Annotated in this window: 11 protein-coding genes; 8 read left to right on the top strand and 3 right to left on the bottom strand. The window is 67.1% G+C overall.

The window, feature by feature from the left end; genetic code table 11:
* Window positions 1-6: 6 nt before the first annotated feature.
* Genes phaC through ACXJKM_RS14245 form a run of 8 tightly spaced genes read left to right on the top strand, consistent with a single transcriptional unit; the run spans window position 7 to window position 9999 of the window.
* Window positions 7-1635 carry a class I poly(R)-hydroxyalkanoic acid synthase gene (gene phaC, locus ACXJKM_RS14280; protein WP_457353128.1) on the top strand — a complete coding sequence of 543 codons (1629 nt, stop codon included), beginning with the start codon at window positions 7-9 and terminating at the stop codon, window positions 1633-1635.
* Window positions 1636-1670: 35 nt separating this feature from the next.
* Window positions 1671-2852 (top strand): acetyl-CoA C-acetyltransferase, encoded by a 1182-nt coding sequence (locus ACXJKM_RS14275; RefSeq protein WP_457353126.1) that lies wholly within the window; start codon window positions 1671-1673, stop codon window positions 2850-2852.
* 34 nt (window positions 2853-2886) lie between these two features.
* The gene (phbB, locus tag ACXJKM_RS14270) at window positions 2887-3633 is read left to right on the top strand and encodes an acetoacetyl-CoA reductase (protein ID WP_457353124.1); all 747 of its coding nucleotides are present in this window, start codon (window positions 2887-2889) and stop codon (window positions 3631-3633) included.
* A 10-nt stretch (window positions 3634-3643) separates the two neighbouring features.
* Window positions 3644-4342 (top strand): DUF6781 family protein, encoded by a 699-nt coding sequence (locus tag ACXJKM_RS14265; protein ID WP_457353122.1) that lies wholly within the window; start codon window positions 3644-3646, stop codon window positions 4340-4342.
* 23 nt (window positions 4343-4365) lie between these two features.
* Window positions 4366-5775 carry a cytochrome ubiquinol oxidase subunit I gene (locus ACXJKM_RS14260; RefSeq protein ID WP_457353120.1) on the top strand — a complete coding sequence of 470 codons (1410 nt, stop codon included), beginning with the start codon at window positions 4366-4368 and terminating at the stop codon, window positions 5773-5775.
* 5 nt (window positions 5776-5780) lie between these two features.
* Entirely contained in the window at window positions 5781-6776 is a 996-nt protein-coding gene (locus ACXJKM_RS14255; RefSeq protein ID WP_457353266.1) for a cytochrome d ubiquinol oxidase subunit II, read from the top strand.
* A gap of 56 nt (window positions 6777-6832) precedes the next feature.
* On the top strand, window positions 6833-8629 hold the full coding sequence (locus ACXJKM_RS14250; RefSeq protein WP_457353118.1) for a sensor histidine kinase: 1797 nt from the start codon (window positions 6833-6835) through the stop codon (window positions 8627-8629).
* Window positions 8626-9999: a sigma-54-dependent transcriptional regulator gene (locus tag ACXJKM_RS14245; protein ID WP_457353116.1), complete on the top strand. Its 1374-nt coding sequence runs from the start codon at window positions 8626-8628 to the stop codon at window positions 9997-9999. Before ACXJKM_RS14250 ends, ACXJKM_RS14245 begins: the two co-directional genes overlap by 4 nt.
* Window positions 10000-10178: 179 nt before the next feature.
* Here the strand turns inward: ACXJKM_RS14245 and ACXJKM_RS14240 are convergent, their stop codons facing one another.
* The 3 genes from ACXJKM_RS14240 to ACXJKM_RS14230 all read right to left on the bottom strand — a co-directional run bounded on the left by ACXJKM_RS14240 (window position 10179) and on the right by ACXJKM_RS14230 (window position 15783).
* Window positions 10179-11939 (bottom strand): glycoside hydrolase family 9 protein, encoded by a 1761-nt coding sequence (locus ACXJKM_RS14240; RefSeq protein WP_457353264.1) that lies wholly within the window; start codon window positions 11937-11939, stop codon window positions 10179-10181.
* Between the two features lie 98 nt (window positions 11940-12037).
* Window positions 12038-14833 carry a beta-galactosidase GalA gene (galA, locus tag ACXJKM_RS14235; RefSeq protein ID WP_457353114.1) on the bottom strand — a complete coding sequence of 932 codons (2796 nt, stop codon included), beginning with the start codon at window positions 14831-14833 and terminating at the stop codon, window positions 12038-12040.
* A 206-nt stretch (window positions 14834-15039) separates the two neighbouring features.
* Entirely contained in the window at window positions 15040-15783 is a 744-nt protein-coding gene (locus ACXJKM_RS14230; RefSeq protein ID WP_457353112.1) for a PEP-CTERM sorting domain-containing protein, read from the bottom strand.
* Window positions 15784-15793: the final 10 nt, after the last annotated feature.

Genomic DNA, 15793 nt, shown 5'->3' with positions numbered 1-15793 from the left:
ACGAGTATGAATGCGCCCACACCCAAAAACGATCCCGCTCAATGGCTGGACGATCTGCTGCGCACACAAGCCACCGTTTGGCCCGCAGCGGGAGCCGCGATGCAAACCTGGCAGCAAAGCCTGGACCAGATGGGCGCGTTCTGGTCGTCTGCCTTCGCGCCGGATACCAGAAGCGACCGCCGCTTCGGCACCGATGCCTGGCAACGGAACCCGCGCTTCGCGCCGCTGGCACAGAGCTATCTGCAGTTCACCCGCTCGGCCGGCAAGGCGCTCGAAGCCACGCCGCTGGACGAGCGCAGCAAGGCGCAATGGGGCTTTGCATTGCGCCAGGTGCTCGACGCCATGAGCCCGGCCAACTTCCTGGCCACCAACCCCGAGGCGCTGCAGGGTGCGCTGGACAGCGGCGGCGCCAGCCTGGTGGAGGGCGCGCGGCTGTTCCTGGCCGACATGGGCAAGGGCCGCATCTCGATGTCCGACGACCAGGCCTTCGAGGTGGGCCGCGATCTGGCCACGACGCCAGGCAGCGTGGTCTACGAGAACGAGTTGATCCAGCTGATCCAGTACGCGCCGACGACGCCCCACGTCCACCGGCGCCCGCTGCTGATCGTGCCGCCCTGCATCAACAAGTTCTACATCCTCGACCTCGGAGAGAGCAACTCGCTGGTGGCCTACGCGGTGGCGCAAGGCCACACGGTGTTCCTGGTGTCCTGGCGCAATGTCGGCGCCGCGCAGGGCAGCCTCAGCTGGGACGCCTACATCGAGCAGGGCGTGCTGCAGGCGTTGTCGGTGGCGCAGCGCGTCAGCCGTGTGACCCAAGTCAACACGCTGGGCTTCTGCGTCGGCGGCACGCTGCTGGCCAGTGCGCTGGCGGTGGCGGCGGCGCGTGGCGAGCAGCCCGCTGCCAGCGTGACCCTGCTGACGACGATGCTGGATTTCAGCGACACGGGTGAACTGGGCCTGATGGTCGATGAGGCCATGGTGGCCAAACGCGAGGCCGAAATCGGTAAGGACGGCCTGCTGCACGGGCGCGAGCTGGCGCAGGTGTTTGCGGCGCTGCGGGCCAACGACCTGATCTGGCCCTATGTCGTGAACAGCTACCTCAAGGGCCAGGCGCCGGCCGCCTTCGATCTGCTGTTCTGGAACGGCGACGACACCAACCTGCCGGGCCCGATGTATTGCTGGTACCTGCGCCAGACCTACCTCGAGAACCGCCTGCGCGAGCCCGGCGGCACGGTGCAGTGCGGTGTGCCCGTCGACCTGTCGTCCATCGCTGCGCCGGCCTTCATCTACGCCTCGAAAGAGGACCACATCGTGCCCTGGCAGACCGCCTACGCCAGCACCGGGCTGCTGGGCGGCGAGACGCGCTTCGTGCTGGGCGCCAGCGGCCATATCGCCGGCGTCATCAACCCGCCGGCCAAGCGCAAGCGCAACCACTGGACTGGCGAGGTGGCGGCCACGGCGTCGGCCTGGCTGGACGCGGCCGAGCAGGTCGAGGGCAGCTGGTGGCCCGCCTGGAGCGACTGGCTGGCCAGCCATGCAGGCGAGCGGATTGCCCCACCGCGAAAGCCGGGCAATGCCGCCTTCCCCGTCATCGAAGCGGCACCAGGGCGCTATGTGAAGGCGCGTGCCGAGTGATTCAAGCAGATCTATTCAACCCCAAGGAGACAGACATGACCGATATCGTGATCGTGGCCGCACAGCGAACAGCAGTGGGCAAATTCGGCGGCACCCTCGCCAAGACCGCAGCGCCGGACCTGGGCGCGCATGTCGTCAAGGGCTTGCTGGAAAAGGCCGGCGTGCCGGGCGACGCGGTGTCCGAAGTCATCCTGGGCCAGGTGCTGACCGCCGGTTCGGGGCAGAACCCGGCGCGCCAGACGGTCATCAAGGCCGGCCTGCCGGTCTCGGTGCCGGGCATGACGATCAACAAGGTCTGTGGCTCGGGGTTGAAGGCCGTGATGCTGGCGGCCCAGGCCATCAAGTGCGGTGACGCCGAGATCGTCATCGCCGGCGGCCAGGAGAACATGAGCGCCGCCCCGCATGTGCTGCCCGGTTCGCGCGACGGCCAGCGCATGGGTGACTGGAAGCTGGTCGACACGATGATCGTCGACGGCCTGTGGGACGTCTACAACCAGTACCACATGGGCACGACGGCCGAGAACGTGGCCAAGAAGTACGGCATCAGCCGCGAGATGCAGGATGCGCTGGCCCTGGCCTCGCAGCAGAAGGCCGCGGCGGCGCAGGAGGCAGGGCGCTTTGTCGATGAGATCCTGCCCTTCAGCATTGCGCAGAAGAAGGGCGACCCGATCGTTTTCGCGGCCGACGAGTTCGTCAACCGCAAGACCAACGCCGAGGCCCTGGCTGGCTTGCGACCGGCCTTTGACAAGGCCGGCTCCGTGACGGCCGGCAATGCCTCCGGCCTGAACGACGGCGCCGCCGCCGTGCTGGTGATGTCGGCCGCGCGGGCCGCCGCGCTGGGCCTGAAGCCTCTTGCCGTGATCCGCGGCTATGCCAGCGCCGGGCTGGACCCGACCATCATGGGCATGGGGCCGGTGCCGGCCTCGCGCCTGTGCCTGCGAAAGGCCGGCTGGAACGCGCAGGATCTGGACCTGATGGAGATCAACGAGGCCTTCGCGGCCCAGGCCTGCGCGGTCAACCAGGAGATGGGCTGGGACACCAGCAAGATCAACGTCAACGGCGGTGCCATCGCCATCGGCCACCCCATCGGCGCGTCGGGTTGCCGCATCCTCGTGACGCTGCTGCACGAGATGCGCCGCCGCGGCGCGGCCAAGGGCCTGGCCTCGCTGTGCATCGGCGGCGGCATGGGGGTTGCGCTGGCGGTAGAACTCGCGTGAAGTCACTTCCTCAACAACACACTGGAGACAAACGATGACTCAACAACATGTGGTGCTCGTCACCGGCGGCATGGGCGGCCTCGGCGAGACGATTTCCGTCAAGATGGTCGACGCCGGCTACAAGGTCGCGGTGACCTATTCGCCGGGCAACAAGACGCATGCCGAATGGCTGGCGCAGATGAAGGAGCGCGGCTACGACATCCTGGCCGTGCCCTGCGACGTGGCGGACTACGACTCCTGCGGTGACGCGGTGGCCGCCGTGCAGGCCAAGCTGGGCGCCATCGACGTGCTGGTCAACAACGCCGGCATCACGCGCGACATGACCTTCAAGAAGATGGACAAGGTGAACTGGGATGCGGTGCTGCGCACCAACCTCGACAGCCTGTTCAACATGAGCAAGCAGGTGGYCGACAGCATGGYCGAGCGGGGCTGGGGCCGCRTCATCAACGTGTCGTCGGTCAATGGCTCCAAGGGYGCGTTCGGCCAGACCAACTACTCGGCCGCCAAGGCCGGCGTGCACGGCTTCACCAAGGCGCTGGCGCTGGAGGTGGCCAAGAAGGGCGTCACCGTCAACACCATCTCGCCCGGCTACATCGGCACCAAGATGGTCACGGCGATTCCGAAGGAGGTGTTGGACAGCAAGATCCTGCCGCACATCCCGGTCGGGCGCCTGGGTAAGCCCGAGGAGGTGGCCGGCCTGATCATCTACCTGGCCTCCGAGGAGGCGGCCTTCGTCACCGGGGCCAATATCGCCATCAATGGCGGTCAACACATGCAATGAGGGCGACACCATGATCAAACACGGCATCGATCAGGACGCGCTGATCAACCAGTTCTCGCAAGCGACGGCCAAGCAGGGCGATGCCTTGCGCAAGGCTGTCTACGAAGGCACCTTGAAGGCCTTGCAGGGCCGCGAGCTGAGCCTGGCCAACATCAAGCAGGTGCTCAACACGGTGGCCAAGGCGGCGTCCACCGGTGCGGCCAACAGTCCGCTCGACGCGTCTGCCGTCGAGGGCCTGCTCGGCAAGGCCTTTTCCGGCATGGACGCCGCGCTGGAGCAGGCCGTACAGGCCAATCGCAAGGCCTTGCAGCAGATGGTCGACCAGGGCGTCAGCCTCGGCGAAACCCAGGTCAAGAAGGCCCTGGCGGACATCGACAAGATGGAGGACGCGCTGTTCTCAGCCGTGCGCAAGGCCTCGGCAGGCGCGGGCGCTGCCGCCATTCCCGAAGGGCCGTGGGCGAATGTGCTCAAGGGCATGCAGGGCAAGGCCACCGGTACGGGCACGCAGGCCAGCGCGACGCTTGAGCAGCTGATGGACCAGGCGCAGCAAGGCCTGCGCGATGGCCGGGCGTTGGGCCTGAAAGCGTCGCAGGCGATGCTGGACAGCTACACGACGCTGGTCAGCGGGGTGTTGATCGGCATGTCCGATGCGCTGCAACAGGGCGGCTCGGCCCCGGCCCCGGCGCCGACCCGGTCGCGCAAGTCCTGACCCGCTGATAAAGGGGAGCAACGATGGATGCACTGACGCTGGCCCGCATGCAGTTCGCGGCCAACATCAGCTTCCATATCCTGTTCCCCACAATCAGCATCGGCATGGGCTGGTTGCTGCTGTTCTTCCGCTGGCGCTGGCTGAAGACGCGGCACGGCCGAGATGCCGCGCTGGCCCGCGGTTGGCTGGACGCCTACCGCTTCTGGACCAAGGTGTTTGCGCTGACCTTTGCGCTGGGCGTGGTCAGCGGCATCACGATGAGCTTCCAGTTCGGCACCAACTGGCCCGGCTTCATGGAGCGGGTCGGCAACATCGCCGGCCCGCTGCTGGGCTACGAGGTGCTGACGGCGTTCTTTCTGGAGGCCGGCTTCCTCGGCATCATGCTGTTTGGCCACGGTAAGGTCAGCGAGAAGGTGCATCTGATGTCGACCTTTTTCGTTGCCTTCGGCACCACCTTGTCGGCCTTCTGGATCCTGGCGCTGAACTCATGGATGCAGACGCCAACCGGCTACGAGATTCGCGATGGCGCCTATCACGTCAAGAGCTGGCTGGAGGTCGTCTTCAACCCCTCCTTCCCCTATCGCTTCAGCCACATGGTGCTGGCCTCGGCGCTGACCTGCGCCTTCCTGCTGACCGGCCTGTCGGCCTGGCAGCTGCTGCGCGGCGTGGCGCAGCGCTCGGCGCCGCGGGTGCTGCGCGTGGGCATCACGCTGGCCGCGCTGCTGGTGCCAGTGCAGATCTTCGTCGGCGACMWGCAYGGCCTGAACACSCTSSATCACCAGCCGGCSAAGATCGCYGCGMTGGAAGGTGTCTGGGAGACCGAGCGCGGCGTGCCGCTGCTGCTGTTCGCCATTCCCGACGCGGCCACGCGCAGCAACCATTTCGAGGTCGGCCTGCCGCGGGTGGCCAGCTTCATCCTCACCCATGACCTGGACGGCGAGATCAAGGGCCTGAACAGCTTTGGCGATGCGCACCCGCCGCCGCTGCCGCTGTTCTTCGCCTTCCGAGTCATGGTCGGCATCGGCCTTCTGATGCTCGCGACCAGCTGGCTGGGTTGGTGGCTGGGCCGGCGGGTTGGCTGGCAGGCGAGGGCGCTGCCGCGCGCCCTGCTGTGGCTGTTTGCCGGCATGACCTTCTCCGGCTGGGTCGCGACGCTGGCCGGCTGGTATGTCACCGAGATCGGCCGCCAGCCCTTCATCGTCTACGGCCTGGTGCGCACCGCCGACGTGGTGTCCAAGGTGCCGTCGGCCATGGTCGGGGCGACGCTGGTGCTCTACGTCGCGCTCTACCTGGCGCTGATCCTTGCCTACGTCACGGTGCTGAAGTACATGGCAGAGAAGCCCGAGGAAGTGCTGGCGATGGACGCGGCCGAGCAAGCGGTGACGCCGGCCGGCGCCATCACCTCCCCGGTTGTGCAAGGAGGCGCGGCATGAACTGGATGAGCTTCGACGCCGCCCTGCCCATCATCTTCATGGTGCTGATGGGCGTGTCCATGCTGATCTATGTCGTCAGCGACGGCTACGACCTCGGCGTGGGCATGTTGATGCACCGCGCCACCGACGCCGAGAAGGACGTCATGGTGGCGTCCATCGGCCCCTTCTGGGACGCGAACGAAACCTGGCTGGTGCTCGGCGTGGGCATCTTGCTTATCGCCTTCCCCAAGGCCCATGGCCTGGTGCTGGGCGAGCTCTACCTGCCGGTGACGCTGATGCTGGTAGGCCTGACCCTGCGCGGCGTCGCCTTCGACTTTCGCGTCAAGGCCAAGGACACGCACAAGCGCACCTGGGACCGCYTGTTCTTCGCCGGCTCGACGCTGGCTTCGGTGKCCCAGGGCTGGATGCTGGGCCGCTATGTCAGCGGGTTTGGCGAGGGCTGGAACTACCCGCTGTTCGCCGGGGCCATCGCTATCGCGTTGCCCATGGCCTATGTGTTGATGGGCGCGGCCTGGCTGATCATGAAGACCGAGGGGGAACTGCAGGTGCGCGCTGTGGCCTGGGCCCGTATCGCCTGGGCGCCCATGGTCGGCGGGCTGGTGCTGATCTCGATGGCCACGCCCTGGGTCAGCGCCACGGTTCGCGAGCGCTGGTTCGCGCTGCCCGAGATCATTGCGCTGCTGGCCATCCCGATGATGACCGGCGTCAGCCTGCTGGCGGTGCTGGCATTGCTGAAGGCGCCCCAGGTGCGCGGGCCGCTGTGCTGGCTGCCGTTCGCGCTGCTGGTGCTGGTGTTCGTGCTTGGCTTCCTGGGCCTGGCCTACAGCATCTATCCCTATGTCGTGCTGGATCAGCTGACGCTCTGGCAGGCGGCCAGCAGCCCCGAGGCGCTGAAGGTGATCCTGGTTGGCGTGTGCATCTCGGTGCCGGCCATCATTGGCTACACCGTGTTCTCCTACCGCGTGTTCCGTGGCAAGGCGGGTGAATTGAACTACGCATGAGCCAGCATCGTGCTGCTGCTGATGCGTGGAACCCGGCCTTGTGCGATACACGGCAGATGACTCCACGCGATCCGGTCCTGCGCTCCGACACCGCCGCCAGGCGCCGCTGGCGCGGCCTGACGCGCTGGGGCGCCGCACTTTTGCTGGTCGCGGCTGCTGCCTATGCAGGCCACGAGATGGCGCTGCGGACCGGCCTGTCGCGGCTGAGCGAGGCGACAGCGCATCGGCTGGACATGTTCGCCACCGGGCTCGAAGCCGACCTGGCGCGCTTCGACTATCTGCCCGCCCTGCTTGAGACCAACCCGGTGGTGCCGGCGCTGCTGGAGAGCCCGTCAAAGGCGGCGCACCGGGAAGCCGCAAATCGCTACCTGAACGGCGTCATGGCGACGACGGGCGCGGAGATGCTCTACGTGCTTGATGCGAGCGGCGTCTCGCTGGCGGCCTCGGACTGGGATCAGCCGGGCACCACCATCGGACAGGACCTGTCGTTCCGGCCCTATGTCGGCGAGGCGATCCAGCACGGCCGGGGCCGCTTCTACGGCGTTGGCATCACCAGCGGCAAGCCCGGCTACTACATGTCGTACGCGCTGCGCAGCGGTACGGAGGTGCAGGGCGTGGTGGCCGTCAAGGTCAATATCGAGGAGGCGGTGAAGGCCTGGCGCAAGTTGCCTGGCGAAGTGGTGCTGGTGGACGAGCGCGGCGTCGTGATCCTGTCTACCCGAGACGACCTCCGCTACCGCCCGCTGGCGCCGCTGGATGCCGGCCAGCTTGCCGAGGTGCAGCGCTCGCGGCCTTACGGCTCCGCTGCGATGCAGCCCTTGGACTGGGTGCCGCTGCAGGCGCCCTCGAAGGACACGCAGCTCGTGGCGCTCGACGGCGTGGCGCATCTGGCGTCGACGCGCCCACTTCAGCGCAGCCATTGGCGCCTGGTGGCGCTTGATGATCTGGCGCCGCTGCATGCCGCCGCGCGCTACGCCGCCATCACCGCCAGCCTGGCGATGGCCGTGCTCCTGCTGGTGGCCGTGACGCTGTGGCAGCGCCGCCGCGCCGTGCGCCACAAGCTGGCCAGCCAGGCCGCGCTGCAAGCGGCGCATGACAGCCTGGAGTCGACCGTGGTGGCGCGCACGGCACAGCTGCGGGCCGCGCAGAGCGAGCTGGTCCACGCCGGCAAGATGGTGGCGCTGGGCCAGATGTCGGCCGGCATGGCGCATGAGCTGAACCAGCCGCTGACGGCGCTGCGCACGCTGTCGGACAGCGCCTGCGTGTTGCTGGACCAGGGCCGCCCGGACGACGTGCGCGGCAATCTGCAACGCATCACCGGCATGGTGGACCGGCTGGCACGCCTGACCACGCAGCTGAAGACGTTCGCCTACAAGAGTGACCTGCCGCGCACCATGCTGCCGCTGGCGCGCTGCATTGCCGATGCGCAGGCCGGTCTTGGCGCCGAGTTGCAGGCGCTGAACATCCACTTCGAGGCCGATGTGCAGCCGCCCGGGCTGGAAGTGCTGGCCGACGAGGCCGCGATGGGCAGCCTGCTCAGCAACCTGATGCGCAATGCCATCGATGCAATGCGGGGCGCGCCCCGGCGCCTGCTGCGGGTGCACGCCCGGCTGCAGGAGGAACGCGTGATCCTCACCGTCGCCGACACCGGCCCAGGCATCCGTGCCGACATCCTGCCGCGCCTGTTCGAGCCCTTCGTGACCAGCAAGCCCGCCGGCGCCGGCCTGGGGTTGGGCCTGGTCATTTCGGCCGAGTTGGCGCGGTCCGTCGGCGGCACGCTCCAGGCCCACAACCGCGCCGATGGCGGCGCGTGTTTCACACTCGACATGCCTACCGCCCAGCCACAGGAATGAACACAGCCACCGCCGCCCCAGCGATTCGAGTCTTGCTCGTCGAGGACGACGACGACGTCCGCATGAGCACCGCCCAGGCGCTCAACCTGGCCGGCTTCGACGTCGAGGTCTTCGCCAGCGCAGAGCGAGCGCGCAGCCAGGTCAGCTTTGACGCGCCGGTCATCGTGGTCTGCGACGTGCGCCTGCCCGGCTTGAGCGGCACCGACTGGCTGCCAGATATCCGCCGCATCGACCCCGAGCTGCCGGTGATCCTCGTGACCGGCCATGGCCATATCGCGATGGCGGTGAAGGCCATGCGCGAAGGCGCCTACGACTTCATCGAAAAGCCTTTCAACTCCGAGCGGCTGATCGCCATCGTTCGCCATGCGGTGGAGCAGCGCCAGCTGAGCCTGCAGGTGCGGGCGCTGCACGATGCGCTGGAAAACTGGCATGGCATCCAGTCGGTGCTGATTGGCCGTTCGACCCAGATGCAGCAGGTCCGCCGCACGGTCATGGCTTTGGCGGAAACATCCGCTGACGTGCTGATCTACGGCGAAACCGGCACCGGCAAGGAACTCGTCGCGCGCTGCCTGCACGACCACAGCGAGCGCCGGCGCCATCATTTCGTGCCCTTGAACTGCGGCGGCCTGCCCGAGGCGCTGGCCGAGAGTGAGCTGTTCGGCCATGAGGCTGGCGCCTTCACCAGCGCGAACCGCGTGCGGGTGGGCAAGTTCGAGTATGCGCACGGCGGCACGCTCTTCCTCGACGAGATTGAAAGCATGCCGATGGCCGTGCAGATCAAGCTGCTGCGGGCGCTGCAGGAGCGCAGCATCGAGCGCATCGGCTCCAACAAGGCCATCCCCTTCGACTGCCGCGTGGTCGCCGCAAGCAAGGATGACCTCGTCCGCCTGAGTGAGCAGCAGAAGTTCAGGGCCGACCTGTACTACCGGATCGGCGTCGCCTTCATCGAACTGCCGCCCTTGCGCGAACGGCGTGAAGACATCCCTCTGCTGTTTGAGCATTTCACCCTGCTGGCGGCCAGCCGCTACGGGCGCGCGGCACCCCTGCTGAGCAGCGATCAACTGGCGGACCTGATGGCCTACGCCTGGCCCGGCAACGTGCGCGAGCTGCGCAACGTGGCCGACCGCTTCGTGCTGGGCCTGCTGGGCACCCGACTGACCCAGGCCCGTGGCGTCGATGAGCAGGGCGGCCTGCTGGCGCACGGACTGCCGCAGCAGGTCGAGCATTTCGAACGTACCGTGATCCTCGAGGAACTGCGGCGGCACAAGGGCGACCAGCCGGCCACCGCCGCGGCCCTCGGCATCGCCAGGCAGACGCTGTACGACAAGCTGCGCAAGTTCGGCATTGCCGCCGACGAGTTCAGGCGTTGAAGCCGGCGGGAGCTTCGGCGACGAGGCAATGAGCAGGGCTTCGGTGAACTCGTGATGAGATCCAAAACCCCATCCTTCACACGGCAGGGGTCGCAGGCTCGAACCCTGCACCGCTCACCAATCCGAATCGTCAGCCCCGGCCTTGAGCCGGGTTTGTCGTGCGATGCGCGGCTTGTGACTCATGGCTTGGGAGTCAGCGTTTGAACGGCCGCTGATACGTASACCAGCGGYGCGTTCCAGTTGATCGCGAYCTCGTTGGTSGTGTAGCTGCACAAGGCGTCGAGGTAGGCCTTGGCCGGCACCTTGGAAGGATAGGCGCCGGGGCAATCGTCGCCCGAGCCGGGGTTCGGGCCGCCGACGATCATGCCGGGTACCGGCGGCTGTCGTGGCATCGCGCCAGACGGACGGTGGTGCGGATGCAGCGGCGAGCGCGTTCCGAAGCCGGTCACCATGGCATATCCGCTGGGGTGCCGCCCGAGGACAAAGTCAAGTGCCGACTGTGCGGCATCGAGCATGCGGCGGTCACTGTCGAGGCGGTATCCCTGAATGAGCATCAAGGCCTGGTTCAGGGCCACGGCATTGCTGCCCCAGATGAAGTCCTCGGTCTGCATGGCCAGGCGATAGGGCGATCGATCCCAACGCTCGGCGAGCGCGGTGGCCAAGGACCTGATCTGGCCCTCGATGAGCCTGCGGTCCGCTACCGGGGTCAATCGGTCGCGATGCTGGGCGAGGCTTACCCATGCCAGCGCCCCGACGCTGCTCCAGCCCGGAATCTCGATGCGCGGCACGGCTTGCTTGAACGCGTGCCAGTAGCCGTCCTCGCGTGTGCTGATGTAGAGCTCTGCGGCGGCCCAGGCAAGTTCGTCAGCCAGCTGGTTGTCGTCATAACCGCCGGTGTGGATGTCGGCCGGCTGGCGGTAGATGACGTCGGGATGCGCTTTGGCCCAGTCCCAGGCACGCTTGGAGGCGGCCATCATGCGTGCCGACAACCCCGGGCGCTGCGCCTCGAACGCCGCGAATACGCGGCTGGCCTGTGCCATGACGGCGGCGAAGTCGAGTGTGGCTGCCGTCGTCTTCATCACGACATAGCGGTCGTGCCGGGCCTCATGGGGCATCACGATGCCGTCAAAGCCTTTGTCGGTGAGCTTGTGATAGACGCCGCCATCGACCGGGTCCTGCATGGACAGCATCCACTCCAGGTTCCACAGTGCTTCATCGAGAACGTCCGGCAGGCCGTTGCCGCTCTCGGGGATGTTCAGGCGCTGCGCATCGAAGAAGGCCGGGAAATGTTCATAGGCCGCCAGCAGCGTGTAGACGGTGATGCCGGAGTTGACGATGTACTTGTTGTAGTCGCCGGCGTCATACCAACCCTTTGGCGCTGAGAAGACGGAGCCCTCAGGCCGGCCAGGGCCAGCGGCTGACGCATGCACGAGCACGCGGTCGTCCGGATGACCTGCGGGCCTCGCCCAGACACCCGCATGGACGGGGTCGAGCGCGATGCTGGCTCGGTTGTAGTAGAAAAACTTGAGCGCGGCGGCATTCAGCGCCACATAGGCGTCTGCCGCGATGACGAAAGGAGCAGAAGGCGCAAGCCCTGCAACCTTCAGCCGGTATCGGCCGGGCTGACGCCAGGCAGAGAAGTCGGCCAGGTGCAGCACCTCCTGCGCCGGCTCCCAGCGTTGCCCGCTGCGCAGCGGGCCGCGCCAGACTTCTTGTCCAGTCACCGCGTCGACCAGCGCAAAGCTGCTGGCGGGCACATCGCGCAGCACTGCCCATTTCGCGCTCTCGGGCAGATAGCCCACCTGGTTCAGCTGTATGGCCTGGGTGTCGATCTCAGCGGACTGTTGCGGCTGCGCGATGGGGCTAAGCGACGACGTGCTACAGCCGGCAAGACTCAGGACGCAGGCCAGGCAGAGCGCCAGCGGCGCGCGAAGGTTCACGTTCAAGGCAGGAATTCCCGTTCGATGTTGTCGGCGACGCCACGCCCGTCTCGAACGCGGCCATCGGAAATGCCCGAGGGTGAGCGGGCGGCGCCGGCTCAGCGTACCCCTGGCTCGAGCACCACGCGACCCCACAGGCCCGAGGGCTGGCCCGGCGCTGCTTCGACCAGCACGGTCACCTGGCGGCGCGGCCCGCCCTGGGGCAGGGTCACGGCAAATTGTGCGGGCTCGACGGTGTTCTTCTCGCCCAGCTTGACGCCGTCCACCCAGACCTCGGCCTTGCCAGCGATGCTGCCGAAGACGAGTTGTGCGCGGCCGTCGTTGCGATCCGCACGCACCGACACGCTGCTGCGGTACAGACGGAAGGATTTCGCCCCAGCGTCATGGCGCATCGGCGGCTCGTCCCAACCCCAGGAGTTCATGTCGGTCTCGGCCAGCACGACGTTGGGGTCGGGCCGGGTGGCGTAGGCCGGCGAGACGCGCCAGCCCAGCAGCGGCGTCGTCGGCTCGGCGGTCGGCACGCTCGGCGGCGCTGCGGCGGGCTGCAGTGCCAGCACGACTTCGGCGGCCTGCAGGCCCTCGGCGAAGGCACGCAACTTCAGCTCACCGCGGCTGTCGCGCCGGCCCTGCACGATGAGTTGCGCCAGGCCGTTGAACAAGCTGCGCTCGCTGGCCTTGTCGGGCTCGTGGGAGTTCGGGTCGCCGTTGCCGACGCCAATGATGCTGGCCTGGCCATCGATCTCGAAGCGCACGTGGGCGTTCGCCGTCGGCACTGGTCGCCCTTGGGCGTCGACGACGCTGACCGTCACCGGCATGGCATCCAGCCCGTCGCCGATCAGCGCCTTGCGGTCCGGCGTCAGCACGAGGCGGGTGGGCGCTCCGCTGGTCTCAACCGCATCGCGTGCGATCTCCTTGCCGTCTTGCAGGGCCACGGCCTCGATGCGTCCCGGCGCATAGGCCACCTTGAAGTGCGCCATTTCATAGGGGTCGACATCCTGCTCGCCGACGGCCGTGCCGTTGAGCAGCAGGCGCACGCGCGGCGCGTTGCTGGCGACCATCACGTGCACGGCCTGGCCTTCGCGCCCGGTCCAGTTCCAGTGGGGCACCAACTTGACGACCGGGCGATCCTTGACCCACTGGGCCTGGTGGATCCAGAACGCCGTCTTGGCGAACCCGGCCAGGTCCATCGCGCCGAAGAAGGAGCCGACGCTGGGCCACTCATACGGCGTGGGTTCGCCGCGGTAGTCGATGCCCGTCCAGATGAAGCTGCCGGCGATGAAGGGCCGCTCGCCGATGGCGCGCCAGGCCTGGCGGTGAGTGTTGCCCCAGGACGAGGGCTCGTCGTCGTAGCTGCCGAACACCTGGCCGGCGCGGTCGCTGGCGAACTCGCCACGCGTCATGTAGGCCGCGGTGTCCTCGGTGCTCGTCATCGGGCGCTTCGGGTGCTTCTTGTGATAAGGGTCGTAGGCGCTGATCTGGTAGTTCACGCCGACGACGTCGAGCGCATCCGCGGCGTTCAGGTCGGTGAACAGGCCGCCGTGCATGGCGCCCGTCACTGGCCGCGTCGGGTCAAGCTTCTTGATCTCGGAAACCATGCGGCGCGCCATCTCATAGCCGGGCTCGGTGCTCTGCAGAGGCTCCTCGTTGAAGATGGACCACAGGATCACGCTCGGATGATTGCGGTCGCGCCGCACCATCCACGTCAGCTGCTTCAGGTAGTCGGGCGAGGGGTTGAAGTGGCGGTTCTCGTCCATGACGAGCAGGCCCAGGCGGTCGGCGATATCCAGCACCTCGGCCGCCGGCGCGTTGTGCGAGAAGCGGATCGCGTTGGTACCCATCTCCTTGAGGCGACGCAGCCGGAACTCCCAGATGGCTTCGGGCACGGCGACACCGACGCCGGCGTGATCCTGGTGGACGCAGACGCCCTGCAGCTTGACCGATTGGTCGTTGAGGAAGAAGCCGCGGTCCGCGTCGAAGCGGATGGACCGGAAGCCGGTCTGCGTTTCGGTGCGGTCGAGTTCGTTCGCGCCGTCGCGCAGCGTCGCGCGCACACGGTAGACGTGGGGCTGCGCAAGCGACCACAGCTTGGGCTCGCGCACGTCGAGCTTGATGTGGGCGACGGCCGATTCGAGCGCGGCAACCCGCGCTCGGGCGCTGCCCTTGGCCACTTCGCGGCCCGACGGATCGATCACGACCACGTCGATGGTGCCGCTGCGCTCGGCCTTGGCGCTGCTTTGCAACGTCACTTCGACCGGAAGGCTCCAGCGACCGTTGCGCTGGACCGGGTTGGCATGCAGGCCGTCGGTGGCGATGTGCAGCGCGTCGCGCTTGACCAGCCAGGTGTGGCGGTAGATGCCGGCGCCTTCGTACCACCAGCCTTCCTGTGCGTCGGCGTCCACGCGCACGGCGATGGTGTTGGCGTCGGCGCCGTAACGGACATAGGGCGTGATGTCGATGCTGCGGCCGTTGTAGCCCGACCAGTTGCGGTCGACGACGATGCCGTTGACCCAGACCGTGCTGTGCGTGGCGACCGCGTCGAACTGCAGCTCGATGTGGCGGCCGCGGTCGGATTCGGGCAGCGGCAGATAGCGCCGGTACCAGCCGATGCCGCGCTGGCGATAGCCCTGAGACGCGTTCTCGTTGCGGTCGAACGGGTTCTCGACGGCCCAGTCATGCGGCAGGTCCAGGCGCCGCCAGCCGGAATCATCGAAGTCTGCGGCAGCCGCACCCCAGGCGCCGTTGGCCTTGCCGTTGTGATAGCTCATGCCGTGACCCTTGACCACGGGCATTGAGACGTCGCCGCGATGGAAAAGCCAGCCGCTGTCGAGTGACAGGCGTTCGCGGCCGGCGGCCTGGACAGCAGTAGCCGCGAGCGCGAGCGCCGCGAAGAGCATGAGGCTGAGCCAATGAAGAATGCGCGGCGCGCGTGACATAACTTGGTTTCCCGTCGATCGAACTGCTGATTCAAGGCAAGCGCTGCTGCGGCTGTCCGAGCCAGGCGCTTGATTTGTCAAAGGAAAAAATGCGTCGCGCGATCCCGTTGGAGATCGCGCGACCAAACCAGGTCAACGTGTGCCTGGCCGACTCGGAGACGAGCCAACTAATCTTTGCGGCGGCGAAGACGTGCGCCTACACCTGCCAGGCCGGCCAGCCAGAGGGCCATGGTCGCCGGTTCCGGAACGGCGGTCACGGAGTCGGCAGACACCGCCAAACCGATGGCCATTCTGAAAAAGCCCGCCTCTCCCGGATTCGTCCAGGTGGCGCTCAAAAGCGTCGGGCCGGTGTAGTTCGGGAAGGACGAGTCGATGAAGGCTTCCGTGTAGTTGCCGGGAGCGCAGGTTTCCGCCCAACTGCAAAAGTCGATGTAGACATTCGCCTGCCCGTGAGGGCCACTGACCTGCAGGCTGCTCAAGSCGACGGTCACGGTGACGGTTGCATTTTCGCTGGCCTGGAACAAACCATCAAAAACCTTCGCGTTGGCCCAACCGGACTGTCCTCCGGTGACGTTGACCTTCGCCGAAGCGGACACGCCGTTCAAGCTGCGGGAGTTGTCGGTGGCGGTTGTCGCAGTCAACTTGGCTTCCGCGATGGAGCCAGCAGAGGCAACCGATGCACCGATCACATCTCCCTGCCAGCCGCTGGCGGTGTCGCTGAAACTTGGATCCGCCAGCGCAACCGATGCGCCCGATGGCAGCGGCAGCCAAGTGACTCCCTTGAACACCTGGGCCCATCCCTGGGAAGTGCTGAAGTTGATGTTGCTGATGCTCGCTTCGGCGGTATCCGCGGCGGCCACTTGCGAAACAGCGAGCAGTGCTGCGCTGATGACGTACTTGAATCGATGCACGATGGTCTCC

It is taken from the genome of Roseateles sp. P5_D6, from assembly GCF_054049415.1.
The sequence above is the reverse complement of the archived record's forward strand: the minus strand, read 5'-3'. Positions and strand labels throughout refer to the sequence as shown.